22 protein-coding genes are annotated in these 20,762 nt (G+C 46.8%); 2 read left to right on the forward strand and 20 right to left on the reverse strand.

Annotated elements, in window-relative coordinates; genetic code table 11:
* Window positions 1-85 precede the first annotated feature (85 nt).
* Window positions 86-1,018: a hypothetical protein gene (locus tag ACKTT9_RS25390; RefSeq protein WP_407868074.1), complete on the forward strand. Its 933-nt coding sequence runs from the start codon at window positions 86-88 to the stop codon at window positions 1,016-1,018.
* 485 nt (window positions 1,019-1,503) lie between these two features.
* On the opposite strand, the gene ACKTT9_RS25395 is transcribed toward ACKTT9_RS25390, so the two are convergent.
* The 5 genes from ACKTT9_RS25395 to ACKTT9_RS25415 form a co-directional block, all read right to left on the reverse strand.
* Complete coding sequence (locus ACKTT9_RS25395) at window positions 1,504-2,187, reverse strand: HAD family hydrolase (RefSeq protein WP_407868075.1); 684 nt, start codon at window positions 2,185-2,187, stop codon at window positions 1,504-1,506.
* Window positions 2,188-2,802: 615 nt separating this feature from the next.
* Window positions 2,803-2,946, reverse strand: coding sequence for a hypothetical protein (locus ACKTT9_RS25400; protein ID WP_407868076.1), 144 nt, complete (start codon window positions 2,944-2,946; stop codon window positions 2,803-2,805).
* Between the two features lie 467 nt (window positions 2,947-3,413).
* Window positions 3,414-3,782 (reverse strand): resolvase, encoded by a 369-nt coding sequence (locus tag ACKTT9_RS25405; protein WP_407868077.1) that lies wholly within the window; start codon window positions 3,780-3,782, stop codon window positions 3,414-3,416.
* A gap of 168 nt (window positions 3,783-3,950) precedes the next feature.
* The gene (locus tag ACKTT9_RS25410; protein WP_407868078.1) at window positions 3,951-4,346 is read right to left on the reverse strand and encodes a VOC family protein; all 396 of its coding nucleotides are present in this window, start codon (window positions 4,344-4,346) and stop codon (window positions 3,951-3,953) included.
* Window positions 4,347-4,681: 335 nt separating this feature from the next.
* Window positions 4,682-5,053: a winged helix-turn-helix transcriptional regulator gene (locus tag ACKTT9_RS25415; protein ID WP_407868079.1), complete on the reverse strand. Its 372-nt coding sequence runs from the start codon at window positions 5,051-5,053 to the stop codon at window positions 4,682-4,684.
* Between the two features lie 128 nt (window positions 5,054-5,181).
* Here ACKTT9_RS25415 and ACKTT9_RS25420 point away from each other — a divergent pair, with 128 nt between their 5' ends.
* Complete coding sequence (locus ACKTT9_RS25420; protein WP_407868080.1) at window positions 5,182-6,363, forward strand: MFS transporter; 1,182 nt, start codon at window positions 5,182-5,184, stop codon at window positions 6,361-6,363.
* A gap of 123 nt (window positions 6,364-6,486) precedes the next feature.
* Here ACKTT9_RS25420 and ACKTT9_RS25425 read toward each other — a convergent pair whose 3' ends face one another.
* The 15 genes from ACKTT9_RS25425 to ACKTT9_RS25495 form a co-directional block, all read right to left on the reverse strand.
* Window positions 6,487-6,999, reverse strand: a complete 513-nt coding sequence (locus ACKTT9_RS25425; protein ID WP_407868081.1) for a hypothetical protein — start codon at window positions 6,997-6,999, stop codon at window positions 6,487-6,489.
* Window positions 7,000-7,506: 507 nt separating this feature from the next.
* Window positions 7,507-8,922 (reverse strand): sulfatase-like hydrolase/transferase, encoded by a 1,416-nt coding sequence (locus tag ACKTT9_RS25430; protein WP_407868082.1) that lies wholly within the window; start codon window positions 8,920-8,922, stop codon window positions 7,507-7,509.
* 5 nt (window positions 8,923-8,927) lie between these two features.
* On the reverse strand, window positions 8,928-10,319 hold the full coding sequence (locus ACKTT9_RS25435) for a sulfatase (RefSeq protein WP_407868083.1): 1,392 nt from the start codon (window positions 10,317-10,319) through the stop codon (window positions 8,928-8,930).
* Entirely contained in the window at window positions 10,316-10,855 is a 540-nt protein-coding gene (gene cysC / locus ACKTT9_RS25440; RefSeq protein ID WP_127450158.1) for an adenylyl-sulfate kinase, read from the reverse strand. Before cysC ends, ACKTT9_RS25435 begins: the two co-directional genes overlap by 4 nt.
* 24 nt (window positions 10,856-10,879) lie before the next feature.
* Window positions 10,880-11,875: a Gfo/Idh/MocA family protein gene (locus tag ACKTT9_RS25445; RefSeq protein WP_407868084.1), complete on the reverse strand. Its 996-nt coding sequence runs from the start codon at window positions 11,873-11,875 to the stop codon at window positions 10,880-10,882.
* The gene (locus ACKTT9_RS25450; RefSeq protein ID WP_407868085.1) at window positions 11,869-13,317 is read right to left on the reverse strand and encodes a sulfatase; all 1,449 of its coding nucleotides are present in this window, start codon (window positions 13,315-13,317) and stop codon (window positions 11,869-11,871) included. The genes ACKTT9_RS25445 and ACKTT9_RS25450 overlap by 7 nt, the downstream gene beginning before the upstream one ends.
* A 31-nt stretch (window positions 13,318-13,348) precedes the next feature.
* Window positions 13,349-14,149, reverse strand: coding sequence for a sugar phosphate isomerase/epimerase (locus ACKTT9_RS25455; protein ID WP_127450163.1), 801 nt, complete (start codon window positions 14,147-14,149; stop codon window positions 13,349-13,351).
* A gap of 19 nt (window positions 14,150-14,168) precedes the next feature.
* The gene (locus ACKTT9_RS25460) at window positions 14,169-15,158 is read right to left on the reverse strand and encodes a Gfo/Idh/MocA family protein (RefSeq protein WP_407868086.1); all 990 of its coding nucleotides are present in this window, start codon (window positions 15,156-15,158) and stop codon (window positions 14,169-14,171) included.
* Between the two features lie 21 nt (window positions 15,159-15,179).
* The gene (locus ACKTT9_RS25465; RefSeq protein WP_157321998.1) at window positions 15,180-16,139 is read right to left on the reverse strand and encodes an AraC family transcriptional regulator; all 960 of its coding nucleotides are present in this window, start codon (window positions 16,137-16,139) and stop codon (window positions 15,180-15,182) included.
* Between the two features lie 71 nt (window positions 16,140-16,210).
* Window positions 16,211-16,969: a DeoR/GlpR family DNA-binding transcription regulator gene (locus tag ACKTT9_RS25470; protein WP_127450529.1), complete on the reverse strand. Its 759-nt coding sequence runs from the start codon at window positions 16,967-16,969 to the stop codon at window positions 16,211-16,213.
* A gap of 50 nt (window positions 16,970-17,019) precedes the next feature.
* Complete coding sequence (locus ACKTT9_RS25475) at window positions 17,020-17,841, reverse strand: sugar phosphate isomerase/epimerase (RefSeq protein WP_127450168.1); 822 nt, start codon at window positions 17,839-17,841, stop codon at window positions 17,020-17,022.
* 27 nt (window positions 17,842-17,868) lie between these two features.
* Window positions 17,869-18,324, reverse strand: a complete 456-nt coding sequence (locus tag ACKTT9_RS25480) for a hypothetical protein (RefSeq protein ID WP_157322002.1) — start codon at window positions 18,322-18,324, stop codon at window positions 17,869-17,871.
* Window positions 18,308-18,706 carry a hypothetical protein gene (locus ACKTT9_RS25485; RefSeq protein ID WP_407868087.1) on the reverse strand — a complete coding sequence of 133 codons (399 nt, stop codon included), beginning with the start codon at window positions 18,704-18,706 and terminating at the stop codon, window positions 18,308-18,310. The genes ACKTT9_RS25480 and ACKTT9_RS25485 overlap by 17 nt, the downstream gene beginning before the upstream one ends.
* Window positions 18,703-19,728: an ABC transporter ATP-binding protein gene (locus tag ACKTT9_RS25490; protein WP_157322004.1), complete on the reverse strand. Its 1,026-nt coding sequence runs from the start codon at window positions 19,726-19,728 to the stop codon at window positions 18,703-18,705. The genes ACKTT9_RS25485 and ACKTT9_RS25490 overlap by 4 nt, the downstream gene beginning before the upstream one ends.
* Window positions 19,725-20,759: an ABC transporter ATP-binding protein gene (locus tag ACKTT9_RS25495; protein WP_407868088.1), complete on the reverse strand. Its 1,035-nt coding sequence runs from the start codon at window positions 20,757-20,759 to the stop codon at window positions 19,725-19,727. Before ACKTT9_RS25495 ends, ACKTT9_RS25490 begins: the two co-directional genes overlap by 4 nt.
* Window positions 20,760-20,762 lie beyond the last annotated feature (3 nt).

The following is a 20,762-nucleotide window of genomic DNA, read 5'->3' on the forward strand; positions in this document are numbered from 1 at the left end:
CAACGATCAGAAATTAACCGCCCTATTTTGTAAGGGCATGGTGTATGATGGTAAAGAAGCTTGTCAACCACTAAGGAGGTTTCATATGTCTGAGCAGCTTATTATTGGAAACGCTTCACATCTTTATGCCGTACAAGAAGGCTGGGGCCAACTGCCGGCAGATATCCAGTATGGTTACACCCATGGGATCGTCGTAGACGATGAAGATCGTGTGTATGTTCATCACACTGGCAAAGAATCCGTTGTTGTATTTGACAAAAATGGCACCTTTCTCACCTCCTGGGGAAGTGAATTTGAAGGCGGGGCCCATGGCTTTTACTTGCATCGCGACCCGGATGGACAGCAGTATCTTTATTTTGCAGACACCAAACGCTCCATGATTGTCAAAACGACGTTATCCGGTGAAGTACTCCTGCGGATTACGCCGCCAGATCGGCCTGATTTGTATGATGCCGAGCGCAAATATGTGCCAACCGATGTTTGTGTCGCTCCTAACGGTGACATTTATGTTTCCGATGGTTATGGCCAATCCTACGTCCATCATTACAATGCAGAGGGCACATATATCCGTTCATGGGGCGGAAAAGGATCTGAGCCAGGCAAGCTTAATTCGCCTCATGGCATCTCCATCAATCTGCGCGGAGAACAACCGGAAATCTACATAGCTGACCGCAGTAACAACCGTATTCAAGTTTTCACACTAGAGGGGGAGCATCTACGTTTCGTTGAGCATAATCTGGATCTTCCTTGCTCTTTTTACTTCTTCGGCGATGAGGTCTATCTGCCCGATCTGCACAGTCGGGTTACCATTTTGGACGCAAACGATCGCTTGATCACGCACTTGGGTGAGGATCAACAAGCCTACAAACAGCAAGGTTGGCCGAATCTTCCCAAAAGCTATTACCGACCGGATCGATTCAGCTCTCCGCACGGCATCTGTGTAGATTCCGAGGGCAACGTCTATTTGGCTGAGTGGATTTCCGATGGCCGGGTAACGAAGCTAGTGCGGCAACGGTAAACAAAAAGGACCATCTACAAGGTCATCATTGATGACTTTGTGGATGGTCCTTCTTTATTGACGCAAGCACACAATCTGGCTGCAACACTCTATTTGTCCAGTGAAAATAAAGTTTTAGACTGTCGCTGTCTTTGTTCAACTATCGTATCCCGTTAGCGGAATGAGCTTCAAGAGTTAATTAACCTGAGGGTTGTTTTCTCCCTTTTGAGAACCATCGACAACCGTCATTCATCCATCTTTTTCTCCACTCAATATAAACTGTCTCGTCTTTATTGTCATCGTCATAGCCGAAATGAAACCCACAGCATGGACATATTTCATCTGAAGCAACTTTATGTTCATCGTAGGGTGGCTCATACAAATTGTCGTAACCACAAACTAAACATATGTTAGTCATTAACATTACCTCCATTTGTTGATCAAATCTGCCCATTACTTCAATGAAAAAAGGGAGTAAATGCAACGGCAATCTGCTCCTTGGTTATTCAACTAGAGTACTTCGTTATTAACGATAACACTTGTTTCAGTGAATCAATTTGGTATGACGGTTCATCATATCCATTTATCCAGGGATGAATGCCACGTATCCAGACTGGGGTTAATCCAGCATAATATGAACCAATGATATCATTAGCTGGATGATCCCCGATGTACCATGTCTCAGAAGCACTTACATTTATTTTCTCAAGTGCAATAGAAAAAATTTCGCAATTGGGTTTCTTCAAATTAACTGTTTCTGAAATAATAATCGTTTCAAAATAATGACGAATACCTAAAGCATCAATTTTTTTATTCTGCGAGAAGCTGCCACCGTTTGTAATAATTCCGAGTATAATGCCATGAGATTTTAGAGTATCTAAAACTTCATACATCCCTGTCGTTGCGACACTGCAAAGGGGAAATGTTGAAGTCCAATGCTCACCAATTTGTATGGGGCTAAGAGACTTATGTGCCCATGGTAACTCATGAATGAGTTGTGTAAAAACATCCTCTCTCGATCGATATCCATTTCCGTCTGCAATTTTCAATAATTGATAGAGATCTTCCGATGACACATCCGTTAAATGTCCTTTAAAACTTTGCAAAAACTCATTACTATACTTCATTAGTGATTTGTTCCTATCAGTCAAAGTTTCGTCAAGATCAAAAAGAAATGCCTTCGGTGACATTTATTTACTCCTCTCACTAGTATTCTTTCTCATATGATTTATTTGCATTATTATACCATTCCTTAGGCCCATGTTACCCATCAACACATGCTAACTTGCCCTTTAGTTGAATAGCAAAAAAGAGACCCACAGCAACGGGCTGAGGGTCTAAAGTTTATATTTAAAAGGGGGTCGAGTTTTATTATATGCTTAATTCATTAATATCACATGAATGTAAGATTTCAATTATGTTACATTCACTTTACTCTCTTCTTTCGTTAGTTTAATGGAAATTGTTTAATCCAATTAGAAGTTTTCAGAACTGTTATTGGTCGATTGATCTCATACTTTTAGCGTAACTTATCATTTCATCTTGGGATAGCACTCTAAAATAATTGAAAGCAATCGTAGATGTCCATATGGTTTGAATGGTAAATTCCCATCAATATGTTGTCCAAGTATGACTTTTCCACCCAAAGTTTGGAATTCATTTAAGGAAAATATGAGTAATGTTTTGTACTGAATTCTGATGTCCCACAATCAATGGACGTGGTTCAATGCTTCCATTTTGAAATTATCAACAGGTGCCAACTCTATATCAATGTCAAACCTAGTATTGTGACTATAAAAAGTCATTTAAGGCGTTAAAGGAGTTATTCGCATCTGAGACTCATCAAGAACTTCACGTTGGGCACATTCCCAAGCCGTTTCAGCCCCTTCTCTATGACCGCCTAGTCTAACAATAGCAAGTTCCAATTGATCCACAGTCGGTCCCATCATAAACGCCACTCTTTTATTGGTTATTATAAATGCTCCAGTTTTCTGAACAACCTGATCATTCCTGTAACGAATCACTGTTTTATACCCGTCTGTAGTACGTGGAAAAATTGCTCTAATTTTTCATTGAAATCAGGTTCTTCTGGCAACCTCTCAATGTATTTCCACAAAATCATTTTCGATATTTACGAATTCAAATTCCATCTGTCTAGATTTCCAAACCATAACTTGACCTAAACAATTTTCAGATTCATAACTAACGCCTGTAGAAGGGTCTGGAATACGGCTCTCATCAGGGTTTTATGCTTTAGATATTCCGTCTTTATAGATTTTTCTTCAAGTTCATTCTTTTTGTTTTCTGCCCATAGTTGAAACTTAGTTCGCATTCTTCCGACCTCCTCTTCTTAACGTAACAAAGGCTGTTTCGCGGCAGCCGTTCGAATATAGTTTTTCGTTGAACTGAACCCTGATTAGCTTCTACCTAATCCTCTATCAGCCTCTAATTGAAGTTGTATGGTTTTAGGTCCCATATATTCTTGTGCAACCCCAAGAATTGTTGTGTCGTTACCCAATGACTCCAATACTGTAACTGAAAAAACGTTAATTAAGTGCATATCTTTACAATTAGATACTTCTTCGAAAAAATCAAAAATACTCTCTAACAGCTTGATGTTTCTATTCTCGCTTAATAGCTTAATAATTTCAGGCATGAAGATATTCTCAATTATGACAGTTTCTAAAACCTCACCGTAATGCTCAATTGATTTTTCATAAGCATTACCTGTTGAAGGTAAGAACTTTAACATAATTCTAAAAAATTCCTCCGATTTCTTTCTCATGACAACCAACTCCTTCGTCCTTTTTACGAACTTCGTAAATTCGCCACGACTTATACTATTCACAACGTGATTCAACTAATCTCCCGTTACTTCAATGGACAACAGCAGCCAATCGTTTGCCGGCTGCCGTCATGTAGTGAGTGATTGAACTATCGTTCTTTCGATAGCTTAGTGGTTACACTCGATTTTGTAAGAAGCACTTGTGTTATTTAGTTCCCCTAACTCAATGCGATTCCCATCAGGATCTTTGAGAACAGCAATCGAACCCCAACTATAACTTAATTTTCTTTCAATAAACTTAACCCCTCGTTCTTCTAATTTACAGACAATAGGTAAAAGGGAATCAACATCAAAACGAATAACAGTTGGATTCTGGGTTCTTAATTTCTCCTTTGTTTCCCCCACTCCGCCTTGTTCAACCATAAGATATCCGTGAGGCAGATTAAAACACACTAGTGAACTCTTAACATTCCTAACTGGTAGATTTAAGACTTCTCGGTAAAAAGTAACACACTCGTCATATCGTTCAACAAATAGAATTAAACCGAACTCACGATATTCCATATATAATTTACCCCCTATTAGCAATTGAATCATAATAGACGAACCAATCTGTACATACCCATTATATTCCATTTAACTATTCCGTTATCCTGCCCAATAGCTTAATGAGGCTCCGACAATGGCAAAGACCAAAGAATTACGGAACTGATCTAACTAGTCATAGAACGACCTACTTTTTTACATTTATTTCATCAAACTAGAGTATTATTCCACCGTCCTGCCCGTTCGATCCTAATGCCTATGCAAAAAAACAACAAACCGGCACTCCAACGGAGTCCCGGTTTTTACATCTTCCTATTTAACTTCACTCAACCGCCTATCCCGAGAAGCGCTTGTTACGAAGAAATACTCGTTTTCCCGTTTACTTGCTGTGGCTTCCCCCACTTTTCCACCCATTTATTCATTTCCTTCAGTGCAGTTTGGAAATCGCTTCCCTTTTCAGTTAAGGAATATTCAACCGTTACAGGTACAGTAGGAAAAACTTGGCGCAGAACTAGACCGTTTTGTTCCAAGTGTCGAAGCGTATCCGTAAGAGACTGCGTCTTAATTACAGCTGCATTCCTTTGCAGTTGATTAAATCGCTGTGGCCCACGAAGCAATTCGTTCAGCACGAGAAAAGCCCACTTGGCTCCAAGAATTTGCAATACTTCGCAAATGTTAGAACTATCCGTATCTAAATAGGAATTGGCATTAACTTGATCCGTCATCCCACTCACCCCTAACAAAAAGTAAGTTAGTCAAAATAGATGGATTACATCCGAATACTTTGCCTTCTTACAATATTATCGCACCCCTTCTATAATGACAATAAGTCAAATGGAAGGGAATGAAAGATATGAATAAATGGACGATTTATGTAATTGCATTAGGGGTATTTTTAACAGCTACTTCCGAGTTGGTTGTCTCCGGAATCCTGCGTGTACTCGCTAAAGACTTAAACATTTCCATCGCCTTTGCCGGGCAATTGATTACGGCCTACTCGCTGGCCTTTGCCATTGGAACACCTATCCTGGTATCACTGACATCCCGCTTGGGACGTAGAAAAGTGTTGTTAGGTGCAATGGCAGCTTTCATCATGGGGTGCTTGCTCTCCTTCTGGAGCTTGGATATCTCCACCTTAATAGCGTCACGCATTATTCTGGGTGTAAGTTCAGGCGTTTATATTGTCGCAGCATTTGGTGCGGCTGCCAAAATTGTTCCTCCCGAAAAGATAGGCAGTGCAATCAGCACGATCGTTCTTGGCTTCAGCAGCGCGATGATTTTGGGCGTGCCCATCGGCATATCCATTACGAACTGGTTGAACTGGCAAGCAATTTTCCTGATTTTAGCACTGATGAGCCTGTTGGTTACCTTCGTCATTTTTCGCTTGCTACCAGAGATCGAAGGGGATGCACCGACGTCATTCCGTCAACAATTTAAAGTGCTGGGCAGTGCCGTAATCGTGAGCGGTTTGTTTCTTACTTTCTTTAGAGAATCAGGTAATTCGGTGTTGTTTACGTATTTGACCCCTTTTATGCAAGACATCCTTCAACTTAAAGCGTCCAACATTAGCATCGTCATGCTTGTTTTTGGTATATTTGGCGCAGTCGGTACCCGTTTTGGCGGCTACGGAATTGATCGATGGGGGGCAGCGCGCATCATAGCTTTCAGCACCATTGTGCACGTTGTTGTCCTGGCCCTTCTTCCTCTGTTTGCTGGGTCGACTCTCATCGGTTTACTTTTGATTTCAATCATGATGGTCTCTCTGTTCATGGCTGGTCCAGCAACTCAAACGTATTTCATTCAACAAGAACCACAATCTTCCAGTCTCGTTCTTAGCTTGAATACATCGATCATTCATTTAGGGTTGGCGACAGGCGCTGGGGCTGGAGGAGCGATGATAAGCGCCAATTCCACCGTTCTCTACAATCCATGGATGGCAAGTTTTATTATAGTGTTAGCACTATTGTCTGCATTCATCAGTTTTTCGATGGGTAAAAAGCGGCTGAGCAATTTACAAAAACGTCTGACTTTGTAAAATTTGTTTTTGACTTTCCTAAAACAGCATCAGTCGTGGACGAAATAAAAGTCCTCGTCCTCGACTGACGCTGTTTTATTGAACTATCGTTCCTCGTTAGCATGATGAATGAATCCATTCAAGTTACGCTGTATCGTATACATGAACAACTTCCACTATACCAGGTCTACGTAAATTCCCCTTACAACGGGAGCAGCAATCATTAGGTAAGTTATTTAACTTGAGAACAGTGTTCAGTTCTAGATAGCCTTTTCCTGAATAAGCATCATTTTCGATTGCATAAGCGTCAATGTCTAATTGACAGTCAAAGCAATGGAACTTGCGAAAATATACTTGGATAAAAGTATTGTCCATAATTTTGCTATCGGGTTCAAGTATTGGCTTATCGTTTAGCCAATAAATCAAGGATGGAGTCCATAGTGAATCCCTAGCCCATTTTCGCAGCTCTAAAACAGGCATTACTTTGCCGCTGAAAGCATTACCTCGAGTAAACGCATATCCTAATGCCATATCAAGATATTTCTTTTGGAGAACCTGATAGCCATCTAATTGGGTTATTTGGCCAGACAGCAATTGGTTCCATTCACTTAATGTCGGCAATTGTAAAGACATTTGATTTATTGAGCATCTGTCCATTGTATCCTCCAAGCAATATTTCCTTACGTTATAGTTTATTTTACCATGCAACTAACCGTTAGCTTAATGCCTACGGCCAGTCTACAACTTTATTTTTCAGTCTAATACTTTTTTTTCACTGTACACTATTCCTTTTGCAAAAGGATATAAAGGGCAGCTACTTTGCCGAAATCAGCTCGGGAACCGAAACTTCGCTTTTTTGTCGCAAAAGGGGATTAAGCTCTGTTAACATGACGAAATAGGTTCATCTTAGAGATGAACCTGGGCGATTCATTGGACGAAATCCAACGAGATGTCAAAATTGGACGTGCAAATGTACTTTTCGTTGGAGTAAATCCAATGAGAGGCTCGCATTCGAGTTAAATAAAGCGATTTCTTCGTATGTCATTGGATTTCGTCCAATGACAAGTAAAATTTCCCTCTACGGAGGGCATCCTCAGTGGATTTCGTCCAATGAAAACTCCATAAGACCCATGAAAGATAAGCAAGCTGGGCATATCTTCCCCGCTACCCCTTCCGCCCCTCCAGCAGTTGGTCTCGCATCCAATCATTTTGCACGATGCCATCGCCATCCTCGTACAAAATATGATAGAGTCGCTTCCGCAGCTCGGCCAGAACTGTCTTGTTAGCCGGATGATGAATCACGTTATGAAGCTCATGCGGGTCATGACGCATATCGTAAAGTTCATCGATATCCGTACAATTCCAGATGTATTTCCACTCCTGGGTGCGAATCATTCGCTGTGTGTAAAGACCGAATTGTGCGCCATTGTAAGAGGCGACAACTTCTTCGCGCCACCCCGCCGGTTCAGCGCCCAGAAGCAGCGGCAGCAAGGATTCCCCATGAAGCCGGTGATCCACTAACGGCTCCGCTTCGCCGATGGCCAAGAGTGTTGGCGGCAAATCCAGCAAGGTCTGGACAAATTGCTCGCAGCGGCTGCCAGGCGCAATAACTCCAGGCCACCTAATGATTAGGGGAACCTTTACGACGTCCTCGTACAGGACGTAATGTTTATCCAGCATGCGGTGGCCGCCGCACATGTCACCATGATCGGTTGTGAAAATGACAACCGTATTCTCACTTTGTCCGAGCGCGTCTAACTCCGCGAGCAGCTTCCCAACCGCATCGTCTAACTGCGAGATGATCGCATAATAACGAGCGACGATCGGCGCCCAATCCGCCCAGTCGTAATGCTCGATCTCCCAATTCCTAAGCTGTTGGCTCTGGATATACGGTTTATTCGCGAACGTTTCACGGAAACTTCCCCATTCGGGAATGCTCTCCGGCGGATACATGGCTGCGAATTCGGCAACCGGGCGGCAGGGCAGATGAGGCTCCTGGAAATTAATCCGCAACTGCCAAGGTGAACCGGCGCTCTCCTCCGACAGCTGCTTCATCAAAACCGTGGCCATGGCGGCCGTCTGGTGTGTACGCGTATCTTCCAGCGGCAAAGGGTCGATTTCGCCAAAGAACCCGCCCGTATACGCCAGCTCCGGGTACCGATCCTTTGTCCGCTCCCGGTACTTCTCATCGCTGGAAACGAACACATCGTAGCCATAATATGTCGGATCATAGGTCGGATGGACATCCCATTTGCCGATATAACCGTTTCTGTAGCCCGCGCCCTGCAAAGAACGGGCCCACGAGTAGCTCGTGGGCTCGAGTGCGCCGATCCGCATCCCTAAAGAGAAATTCCAAAGTCCGCCGAAGGCTTCAGCCCTCCTGCCACAGACGAAAGACTGCCTCGCGGGACCACAGATGGGAATATGATTATAGGCACGGTCGAACCACATGCCCTCGGAGGCGAGCTTATCGAGATGAGGTGTCAAAACAGGCGCCTGATTACTATAGCCGAGGCAATCATAACGCAGTTGATCGACCATGATAATAAGCAAATTAGGCTTTTGAACCGTCTCCGTCAAAGTGATTACCTCCCTGCATGCCTGGCTGCGGAAGCTTCGTCGAACCTGTCTCGCCGAGGATCCTGTATCCATTCATCCCATGTCAAGCCATACTGCAGCAAAATTTCATGGATGCGATTGCGAAATGGAAGGCCTACTTCGATCTGTTTCAGCATGGGATCCGCCCGCCCATTCAGCATTTTTTCCGTCCAATCGTCTAACTGATAAGCCAGCTCATCAGCAATGGCCGAAGAACTTTCGGCGATATTCACTGTTTCATCCGGGTCAACACGCAAATCGAACAGTTCCCTTGGCGGACGAACAAAAGGTCCTGCATCCAGTGTGCGAATAAATTTATAATCCTTCGTCACAATCCCTCTGCTCGCTTGCCAAGCGCATTCGCTTAAATAGATGGCATCATGCGTTCCATCCGCTTCCCCGCGTATACTCGGCCACAAGCTGCGCCCGTCAATGTTCGTCGGTGTCATGATACCGGCTGCTTCCAAGATGGTCGGCAGCATATCGACCTGCTGAACTAAGCCTTTGACTCGGCGTCCTTCCGGAATTCGTCCAGGCCATCTCATGATCATCGGCACTTGAACCGAGGTTTCATACAAACCGCAGTGATCCCAGTAAATATCGTGCTCCGTCAAGCTTTCTCCATGATCGCCGAACAAAATCAACAAGGTATCATCATAGACCCCTTCCGCAATAAGCAGCTCATCAAGCTCACGCAGACGATCATCGAGATAACGCACTTCCGCATCATAAAGCGCATTGACGTACGCCGCATCCGTAATAGGACCAAGCAAGTCATAATGATGATGCTTAAAAAACGGATAAGCCGCATGATTATATGCGGCATCCATACTGCGATTGGCCGGATCATAAGGGTCACGGCCCTGATCATAGAAAGTCGGCACATAACTTGACGGAGGCTGGTATGGCGTATGCGGATCCCAATAATGCAGGAACAGGAAGAAATCATCTTCTTTATGCTCGCGAATCCACTTGAAAGCAAGCTCATTCACCGACTTCCCGTCGATGCTGCGCGTCTTTTGAACCGAGTTGATGTAATATCGGTAGCCTCTCGCGAACCATTCCTTTAACTGATATAAATTATCGACAGCAGCCGTCGTAAATCCTTGATTTTGCAAAAGAGAAGGCAGCCACGACTCTTTCTTGGGCAGCTGGGTGAGCGGTGAACCATGTGAAACGACACCTGTTCGCAGCCCTACTTTTCCCGTAAATATACCGGTATGGGCCACTTCCGTTGGTATATCGGCAGCATACGCTCTTTCGAACAGAACCCCTTGCTCTGCGATTTGATCCATGTAGGGCGAAGTCGGCTTCTGATAGCCATAACAGCCCAGCCGGGAGGCGCGCATCGTGTCCATTGAGATGAAAACAATGTTCATACGGCCTCACTCCGTCCTGTTTTTGTCATCAGATAGTCCATGATTAAAGCGACATTGCTCTCTACTTCGTCCACATGCGTTTGAATTACGATGTCCGGCTGCTCCGGCATTTCATACGGATCTCCAATGCCTGTAAATTGCTTAATCTCATCGTTTCTGGCCTTGGCATACAGCCCTTTCACATCTCGTCGCTCACATTCTTCAAGGGGGCAATCCACGAAAATTTCAACATAACCGGGCAGCTCGGCACGGGCATGCGCTCTCATTTCTTCATAGGGCGTAATGGCGGATACGATGACCGTAACACCGTTACGCGATAACAACTTGCAAAGGAAAACGATACGCTCAACGTTCGTGATGCGGTCCTTCCTGCTAAAGCCGAGCCCCTGGGAAATCGTCTGCCTAAGCTCGTCTCCATCGAGCAGCTCTACTTTCCTGCCGCTGACGCGAAGTGGCTCAACCAAGGCACGAGCCGTCGTTGATTTGCCTGAGCCTGAGAGACCGGTGAACCACAGTACCTCTCCATCTTTACTCATAACCTTCCTCCTTCGGATCGGTCTTTAGGAAATCGGGATAACAGCACCATTTGCCAGATGGGAACGGATTGCCGCTTCAATGATTTCTTGAACAGCCAAGGCGTCCGCACCGGAAGCTGTGATTTGCTCAGGAGGAACTCCCTCCTTCACTTCCTGTATGAAGGCATCCAGCCGAAGACGAAACGTATCCTCGAAACCGCGCATGCCGCTCATAATGGAATTCCGGTAAACCCGCAGGTCTTCCTGACGATGCGGATAGTACGTAAGCGATTCATAAACATTATCCAACACAAACCTGCCTTGATCGCCTGCGACCTCACAAGCCTCAATGGGATGAATGCCGAACATATCGTAGCTGCCCAACAGATGGCCTACCGCGCCAGAGGCAAATTCCAAATTAATGGAAGCCGTTGACCACACCGTACGACCAGGAGCCTTCGTCAAAAAAGCTTGAACACGGCGAACCTCGCCTGCAAAATAACGCATCACATCGAGCGAATGCGGATGCAGTGCGCGCAAATGGATCCAGGGGCTGGATTCATTCGGATTGCCGATCGTCAGCTTCATATTGACAAAAAGCGGATGGCCGATATCGCCATTCATCATCCACTGCTTCGCCTTCTTGGCAGCCGGCGTGAAACGATGATTGAGATTACAAGCGAAACGAACACCTTTTTCTTTCGCAAATTGAACCATTTCTCTCGCTTCATCCAGCGAATTGGAAATAGGTTTTTCGACCAGTACATCCTTACCGGCCGCAATGGCTTTCATAACTGGCTCTCGGTGATGAGAGCCGTTATCGATTCCTCCGGTAGCCACACTGATAATATCCAGCTGTTCAGCTTCAAGCATTGTATCCAGATCATAATAGGCTTTCACGCCAAACTGTGCAGCGACGGAATCCGCCAGCTCTTTGTTCAAATCGCAGATAGCGATGAGTTCGCTATCTGCGTGTTCCTTGTAACAACGGCAATGGATACGTCCAATGTGATTAACTCCTACAACAGCTATTCTCAACATGTCGTGTCGGCTTCCACTTCTGCGGGTTCCCCTTCCGCTTCTGCCACTGGCTCGGCTTCCTTCTCTTTTGTTTGCAAAGATCGTGCCGTCCTCGGGGAACCAATGTGCATGGAGTCAAAGGCTTGCTGCGAAGTCTTGAACGGGCCGCATCCTAATCCATGCCAATTCAAGTTCGTATAGATCGGATTCTCACGCCCTGTTTCTTGCTCCCGTTTCGCAATATGTGCATTTAACCGGCTCATAAGATGCGCCGCCACTTCCGGCTCTTCATCAATCAGATTATGCAACTCCTCAGGATCGCGAACCAAATTGTACAGCTCCACCGGAGGCTTGAAATGCAGATCAGGCTCAAGCGCTACAATCAGCTTCCATTCCGGCGTCCGCCAACCATGTTTACGCATCCATGTACATTCCGTAATGTACATTTCGCTTTCCGGCACCCGCTCCTCGCCTTTCACAAGCGGAATTAAGCTGCGGCCATCGAATGGAATCTCACATGGTACACCCAAAAGCTCCACAATAGTCGGCATCACATCTTTAATTTGCGAGGAACTGGAAACCCGCTTGCCTGCCGGCAGTTTACCCGGGAAACGCAGAATGAGCGGAATTCGCAAATTCGTTTCATACAACCCATGATGGTCATAATAACAGTCATGTTCATTTAAAGTTTCACCGTGATCGGAGGTGATGACCACAAGCGTTTCATCTTCGATGCCAAGGGACTCAAGCGCCGTGAATATGGACTGAATACCCGCATCCATGTAGGCAATCGCGCCATCATACTGCGCGTCAATATATTTGCTGTCTGTACATCCCTCAGGGAACCAGGAGCTGAAGTAATCAGCGAATGGTTTAAAATCATACAGCTCATCCAAAGAGTGATTGTCGGGATCGCACTCATTGCCGTCATAAAACATCCGCTCAAACGGCTTAGGCGGCAAATAAGGCGAATGCGGATCCATGTGGCGCAAAAAGAGGAAAAATGGCTTACCCTCTTCCTTTAGGCGCTTCATTTCCGGGATGGCGACACGGTTCAAGTTGTCCGCTTTTGGGCTTCTTCCCGTTTCGTCAGGTCCCCAGCCTTCGAAATCGATATATTTCTGAAAGCCGCGTGCCGAGGGGTTGCCTGTGAAGCCGATACACGTTGTATTGTACCCGTTCTCTTCCAACAGCTCGGAAAGCATCTTGACGTGGTCGCCAACAGGTCCGCCGTGCCGCAGCGCGACAACGTCTGTTCCGAAGCAATCCATACCCGTGAGCATGGAGGCATACCCCGGCGTCGTTGGAATACTCGGGGAAAAATGCTGTTCAAACAGCACGCCCCCTTGGCTGTATTGGTCAATATGCGGGGTTGTCAGCCGGTGATAGCCATAACCGCTCATATGATCTCGACGTAAGCTATCTATACCAAGCAGCAGTAAATTCGGCATTTTAGATGTCATGGGAATTACTCCTTCTCCGTTTATAATCGACTTATCTGGCTCCAAAAGAGCGCAGTACCGCGTTCAAATAGCCATAGCTTTCAGCCGCTACAATAGAAACCTGTGCGAGGGAATGCCCATTGGCGCCAATAACTTCTAGACACACAGGACCTTCATAACCATTATCCGCAAGCACTTTGCAGTAGCCGATCAAATCAATGTCTCCACGCCCGCATGCCTGCTTGTCGATTGTGCCTGGTCCCGCTTGTCTGCCACTGCAGTCGCGAATATGAATATGCTTCACACGCGAAATCACAGCTGGCAAAGCCGCTTCCGGATTCTCTCCTGCCCGATAAATATGACTTGGGTCCATATCGATGCCAAAAGATGGATTCTCAATTGCCTCGATCGCTCTTAATGAGGTAGGCGTATTATAAATCGAACCGCCGACATGCGCTTTCACGCAAAGCGTAACCCCGTATTCACTAGCGAGCTTTGACATTCTTGTCAGCTTTTCAATCGTGAATTGCAAATCCTCTTCGACGTCCGACTTTCCGCCCGGTCCCACATTGACAACCGGGATCCCGAGTTCTGCCGCCGCTTCAAAAGCAAGCGGAAGCCTCGTCTCATTCAGCTCAGCCACTTCCATCGACAGAAGCTTCAGCCCAACCTCCTCGGCGATTCTACGAATCTCCGGCGCTTGCTCCCGCCAGTTGTCAAGCTCAAGGTGCTCGCACATGCCTTTGATTGCCGAAAGCTCCACACCGTCATAGCCGCAAAGCTTAATGTGCTGCGCTGCCGTAGCGAAATCGAAATCTTTGAATAACACCGAATTTATCCCTAATTGCATCATGGTTTACTGCCTCCCCAGGTTAAAGTTCAACAATGCTTGACGTTTCAAATGAACGAATAGCCGCCTCAATAATCGTCTGCGCCTTCAGCGCCTCTTGGCCCGAGCCATTGATTTGATCGTAAGGCACTTTGGCATCCAGCTGCTCAATCCAGTCGCTGATGCGGCTTTTAAACGTTTCGTTGAAATGGCGCATGCCGCCCAAATAGCTATAGCTTTCCGTTGCAATGCTATGACGGGGATAGAAGGTTAAGTGCTCACAAGCGTCGTCCAGTACGAATCGGCCTTTGGAACCGACAACCTCGCAGCGCTCCAAACCGTAGCTGGCTCCAGCATCATAGCTGCCGACGAGGTTCCCGATGGCGCCATTTTCAAACTCAAGCATAACCTGCGTATTGGACCAAATTTTCCTGTTTTCGCCTTTCATCATGAAGGCCGCTACCCGTTTCACATCCCCGCAGAAGTAACGAATCACATCGAAGGAGTGCGGATGAAGCGCGCGCAAATGGAACCAAGGCGAAGTTTCGACCGGGTTGTTGATCCACATTTTCATATTAATCATATGTAATTGGCCAAGACGGCCTTCCTCTACCCATTCTTTGGCACGAAGCGCTGCAGGTGTAAAACGATGATTCAAGTTGACGGCATAAGGAACCTGCTTCTCTTTGGCAAGCGCCACCATCCGCTCCCCTTCATCAATCCGGTTGGAAATCGGCTTTTCCCCGAGAACAGGAATGCCCGCCTCGAGCAGTTCCATCGTAGGCTGGTAATGCTCGCCGCCATTTTCTTCCCCTTTGGTCGCCATCGAGCAAGCATCCAAATGAATGCCGCTAGCCAGCATTTCCTGCACGCTATAGAAAGCTCTGCAGCCGAATTTGGCCGCAGCCGCATCTGCTTTCTCCTTATTGATGTCACATACAGCAACAAGCTCTGTTTTCGCATGTTCATGGTACACACCCGCATGGATTGAACCGATATTGCCAACTCCTACAACCCCAACCTTTAACGTCATCGCCTATTCCTCCCGTTTCTTCTACTGAATTTCCTGCGCGTTCTCCAGCACTTCCCCATGCAAATCACGATACTGCCCTGGCGAGCATCCGACCCTACGTCTAAACAATTGTGTGAAAAAGGCCGGGTCTTCATAGCCAACACGCTGGGCGACATGAATCACTTTGTCATCGCCTTCTATTAAATACTGCTTCGCCCGTTCAATTCGAATGTCATGAATACGCTCCGTTACGGTTTGATTCGTTTCCTGCTTGAACACCCTGTTTAGCTGCCTGCTGCTCACATTAAACAACTCGCACAAATCGGGGATGGTCATTTTTTTATCAAAATGACGCTCCAAAAACCCGGTGATCCGACGCACAAGTATCGTATGATTTGCTGATCTTGAGCTCTTTTTCTCCTTGCTTGCGGAATCCGCATAGCAGCGAGATAACAGGATGAGCAGCTGGAGCATTTGCAGTTTAATGAGCGTTAGATAGCCCGGCCGGTGATGCTCCCATTCTGAAATCATCGTTTCAAGCAATATAAGAACATGGTTTGATGCTTGCCCCATCAAATTCAACCTATGATGAAAGCGTTCTCTTGGATTTAAGAAAGGATGCACATAATAGTAATCCATGGACTGCGACACGCCCAATTCCTTCAGCAGAGACTCATGAATTAATTCTGGCGTGAAGAGACAATTAATGATCTCGATGCTTTCTCCCGGCTTCGTACGATACGTATGAACTTCCCCTGGATTAATAATAAAAACATCGCCCGTTTGGATCTGGTAAGACTCTCCTTCAAATACATGATCCGCTTGACCGCTAACCACATAAACAAGTTCAATAAAGTCATGTGAATGAACCAACGGCGTATTATCTTGATGATGGAAGCAGCGGTTAATGTAGAACGGAATTTGCTTGTCTTTCATGAATTGACTTTGTCGCAGGAGATTAACCATATGTACAATTCCTTTCTTTGCTTCTGTCTTCATCATAAGGCATCCAACTCACGCTTTCATTGCGGTTTCAGCCATCTTACAAGGGGATTGCGCCATTTCGATTTGTCTTAGACTTGAATGACATTAATAAACTTCCGCTGGAGCAGCTGAACGTGATCAAGAGGCGTTTGTTCATCCGTAATGAGATGATGAATCTGGTTCCAAGCCCCGATCATCGTAAAAGCCTGCATATCAAATTTGCTGTAATCTGCGAGGACAAACACCTGTTCGGCCATGCCGATCATTTTCCGTTTCACCCTGGCTTGCATTTCATTCGACTCGCTGATGCCCCGCTCCATATGTACGCCTTTGCAAGAAACGAACGCTTTATTTACATGATACTCTTCCAAGGCCTGCTCCGTCAGGGGTCCAACGAAAGAAAGTGAATTTGGCACAAGAATGCCTCCTGTGCTGATGACGCTGATATTCTTTTTCTCGCTTAGAACCAAAGCCACCTTCAAGGAGTTGGTGATGACGGTGAGTGGAATGTCGGGCAGCAGCTCTGCCAAATGCCATGTCGTGGAGCTTGCATCAAGGACAATGCGATCATGCGGTTCCACAAATTTGGCAGCTTGAGCCGAAATACGCTGCTTTTCCGTCACATGCACCGTTTCCCTCAGCTCATACGACGTTTCCGACGTTTGCGGCTGCAGACGAATCGCGCCGCCGTAGCTTCGCAGCAGCCGGCCTTCGTTCTCCAAACGGTCCAAGTCCCGGCGGATCGTTTCTTCCGTAACCCGGCATATCTGGCTAAGTTCAGTGACGCGCATGCTTCCCCGCTCGTTAACCAGCCGTAGAATGTGCTGAACCCTTTCCGCGACTAGCATCATCAAACACCTCCCTGAGCTTCAGATTTCCGATTCGTTGTAGAGGACTATTAGCGGGCTTGGTCAAACGCGATCACCCGATCACGAATTTCACAGAAATTATGGATATTGACATATTCCAAAATAAAAGGAACACCTTCCGCATGCTCATGATACAAATTAAGCAGCTTTCTCCAGTCAATATCCCCGTCTCCAACGCAGCGCCCGTAGGTATCATTGACTTTGCGGTCTTTCCCGTGAAAGTAAGCCAGATGCGGTGCTAAATACTGGAACATCTCCTCTTCCGAGCTGTTCGCGATTAAATTCGCCGGATCCAGGAGAACTTGAACGTGCGGCGATCCGACCTGCGCCAGGAAATCCGCTGTGCGTTTAGCGCTGGGCACAACATCCAAGACGCAGGGTTCAAGCGCAAGCTTAATGCCGTAATGTCCTGCACGCTCGCCAAGCCAGCTTATCTGCTGTTTGAGACGTTCGAAGTCCTTCTCATACGAATCCGCTTGAATGCCTCGTTTTCCCGGAATGAATCCGCACTCCGTTGCAACAATCGGCACGCCGGTCCCGGCAGCAATTTGCATATGCCGTTCAAAATATTGCAAATTCGCCTCCATTTCCTGCTCATCCGTTTCCAACAAATTCGTAAATACGCCAATCGAGGCAACTTCAATGCCATGTTTGCGATAGGTCTCTACGATTTCTTGACTTCTTTTATCCGTTAGATCACTAAGATCACTCCGCCCGTTGTAACGCCAATAGTTAGAATCCGTTTGGGAGAAGCAAAGCTCTGTCCATCTGAACCCGCGCTCAGCCAGCAGCGCCGCCACCTCTTCATTTGATAATTGCGGAAAACTGCGCGAAACCACACCTACATCCATAAGAGATTACCCACCTTTATCTACAAATTATTGTAAGACTCTCTTGCGAGCCGCACGTCTGGCAAACCAGCCCAGTATGACAGTCAAAACGCCTTCAATAATTAAAAAAAGCAACATGTACGTTTCAAACGGTACGCTCAGCAGGACGTGCGACAGAAAATTACATACAAACAAGATCCCCAGCTGTATGGCCAGCAGCATCGCTGAAGCTTGCAGCACCTGCTTGGCTTCCGCCTTCTTTTTCAAATAATATTGGCAGTAGAACACATAAGCGAGCCAAACCACACCCATGAACAGAAATGAGAGATTATCAATGCCCTGCCACGAGGAACGTTTAACGCCAAAAAAGGTCAGCAAAACCAGCAGTAAGCTCCTTAATTCGAACCAATTTATAATGCCTAGCGCCGCAGTAATGACGGTAATCCCCACCGATTTATACCCCGCCGACGGGTCACGCTGTTTTAATTCAAGAAAAGGATCCATACGAGTTAGCGTCCCTCCATTCCCGCTCCACTCTTTGCAGGATACGCAGCGTAGCTTTTCGCGCTTCTTCACTTTCTACCAATGTCGATTTTTTTACAAAGGCAATAAGTTTACCGATTTTATTTAAATAGGACTTCCGTGCCATTCGTTCAATACGGTCCACTTGTTTGGTATTCCCCTGCTTTTGATGTTGAATCATGCGCTCGTTAAATTTGACCGACCATGCTTCAGGGATTGTGCCCGTCGCTGTCAGTGTCTCCAAGTCGCGCAGCTTGCCTCCGACCATTTTCTCCAATAGCACCCTCATATACCATAACGATCCCACCATAATGAGACTGAGGCAGACGAAGAAAACCAGCAGCGTAAGCAGAATATACGTCATATCGACGTGGCCCCCCTAAGGTCAAGCTCTCCGGCAAAATGACAGGCTGCGTAATGCCCATCGCCAACCTGCTTCATTTCTGGAGCCTGCTTTTTGCAAATGTCTTGGGCGTAGGCACATCTCGGATGAAAATAGCAGCCGGAAGGCGGATTCGCCGGGTTGGCGACTTCCCCTTGCAAAATAATGCGGTTCGACTTCTTCCGAGGGTCAGGAACCGGCTTCGCAGAGAGCAGCGCTTCGGTGTAAGGGTGTTTGGGTGCTGCAAACAAATCTTTCGTTGCCGCTGTCTCTACCATTTTGCCAACATACATAACCCCGACTCGGTTAGATATATGCTGGATAACCCCGAGATCATGAGAGATAAACAGATAGGACAAGTTCAGTTTTTCCTGTAAATCCTGCAGTAAGTTAATAATCTGCGCCTGTACGGATACGTCTAGTGCCGACACGGCTTCATCGCAAACGATGAACTTGGGATTCGTCGCCAAAGCTCGCGCAATACCGATCCGTTGGCGTTGCCCACCGCTGAATGCATGCGGGTACCGCTCCAGATGGCGGCTGTTCAGGCCCACCATCTCCATGAGCTCAGCTACACGCTCTTTGAGCTCGGCGCCGTGCGCCATGCCATTGCAGACAAGCGGCTCGGCAATAATATTGAGCACCGTCATCCGAGGATTGAGTGAGGAGTACGGATCTTGGAAGATGAGCTGCATGTCACGCCGAATCGATCGCAGTTCCTTGGCGTCGAGCTGCAGCACCTCCTGCATCTGACCTTGGCGGTCGCGAAAGCGCACTGAGCCCGAGGTCGGTTCGATAGCGCGCAGAATACAGCGTCCAAGTGTTGTTTTGCCGCAGCCGGATTCGCCGACAAGACCGAACGTTTCACCGGGACGGATATGAAACTGGACATCGTCGACCGCTTTGACATACCCGACATTTTTTTGCAAGAATCCCTTTTTAATCGGGAAATATTTCCGCATATAGCTCACATCAAGAATGAGTTCGTCTGTTTGTACCGTCATGAGACCACCTCGGCTTCTTTAAGCTCCGTTTCAACCAATAAGCAGCGAACTTTATGATCTTTTTTCACCTCGACAAGCGGTACGTCAGCTACATTGCACACGCCGTCTATGGCCATTTTGCAGCGCGTATAAAAGCCGCAGCCCTTCGGCAAATTCATCGGGAACGGCACGGTCCCCTCAATGGATTCCAGCCTCTTATTCTCCCTGCCGATCGCAGGTATCGAATTCAACAGCGCCTTCGTATACGGATGTTTCGGATTATGAAATAAGGAGTCCACATCTGTGTATTCGACGACTTTGCCCAGATACATGACCGCTACTTCGTCCGACATTTCGGCAATAACGCCAAGGTCATGCGTGATGAAAATGACGGAAGTATCATGATTCGCTTTCAGTTCATTAATCAGCTGCAGCACTTGCGCTTGGACCGTAACATCCAAGGCCGTGGTCGGCTCATCTGCGATGAGAATCGAGGGGTTGCAGGACAACGCCATGGCAATCATGGCCCGCTGCCTCATCCCGCCCGACAGCTGATGCGGGTATTCGGCAAGCCGCTGCTCGGGATTGGACATGCCGACCTTGCGCAGGATGTCCACCGCCAAGCGGTAAGCTTCTTTTTTATCCTGTGTCACATGCAATAAGATTGCTTCCATAATCTGATTGCCTACAGTATGAATCGGAGAAAATGCCTTCATGGGCTCCTGGAAAATCATCGCGATTTCATCGCCCCGGATATCCCGAATTTCCTTGCCTCTCGGGTCCAGCTTCACCAGATCCACCGATTCCTTGCTCCCGGCTCCGTTTCGCTGCAGCTTAATCTCGCCTTCCACTTGGCCCGGCTTGGGCACAATGCGTAAGAGCGCTTGCGAGGTGACGCTTTTGCCGCAGCCGCTTTCGCCGACGATGCCCAGCGTCATGCCCCGTTTGATTTGCAGATCAACGCCGTCCACCGCTTTCAATACGCCTTCATCCAGATGGAAGTGAACTTTCACGTCCTTCATTTCCAATATGACGTTATCCCTATTTGCCATTCA

The sequence above is a fragment of the Paenibacillus sp. P36 genome (assembly GCF_045866505.1).
Lineage (GTDB): Bacteria > Bacillota > Bacilli > Paenibacillales > NBRC-103111 > Paenibacillus_E > Paenibacillus_E chondroitinus.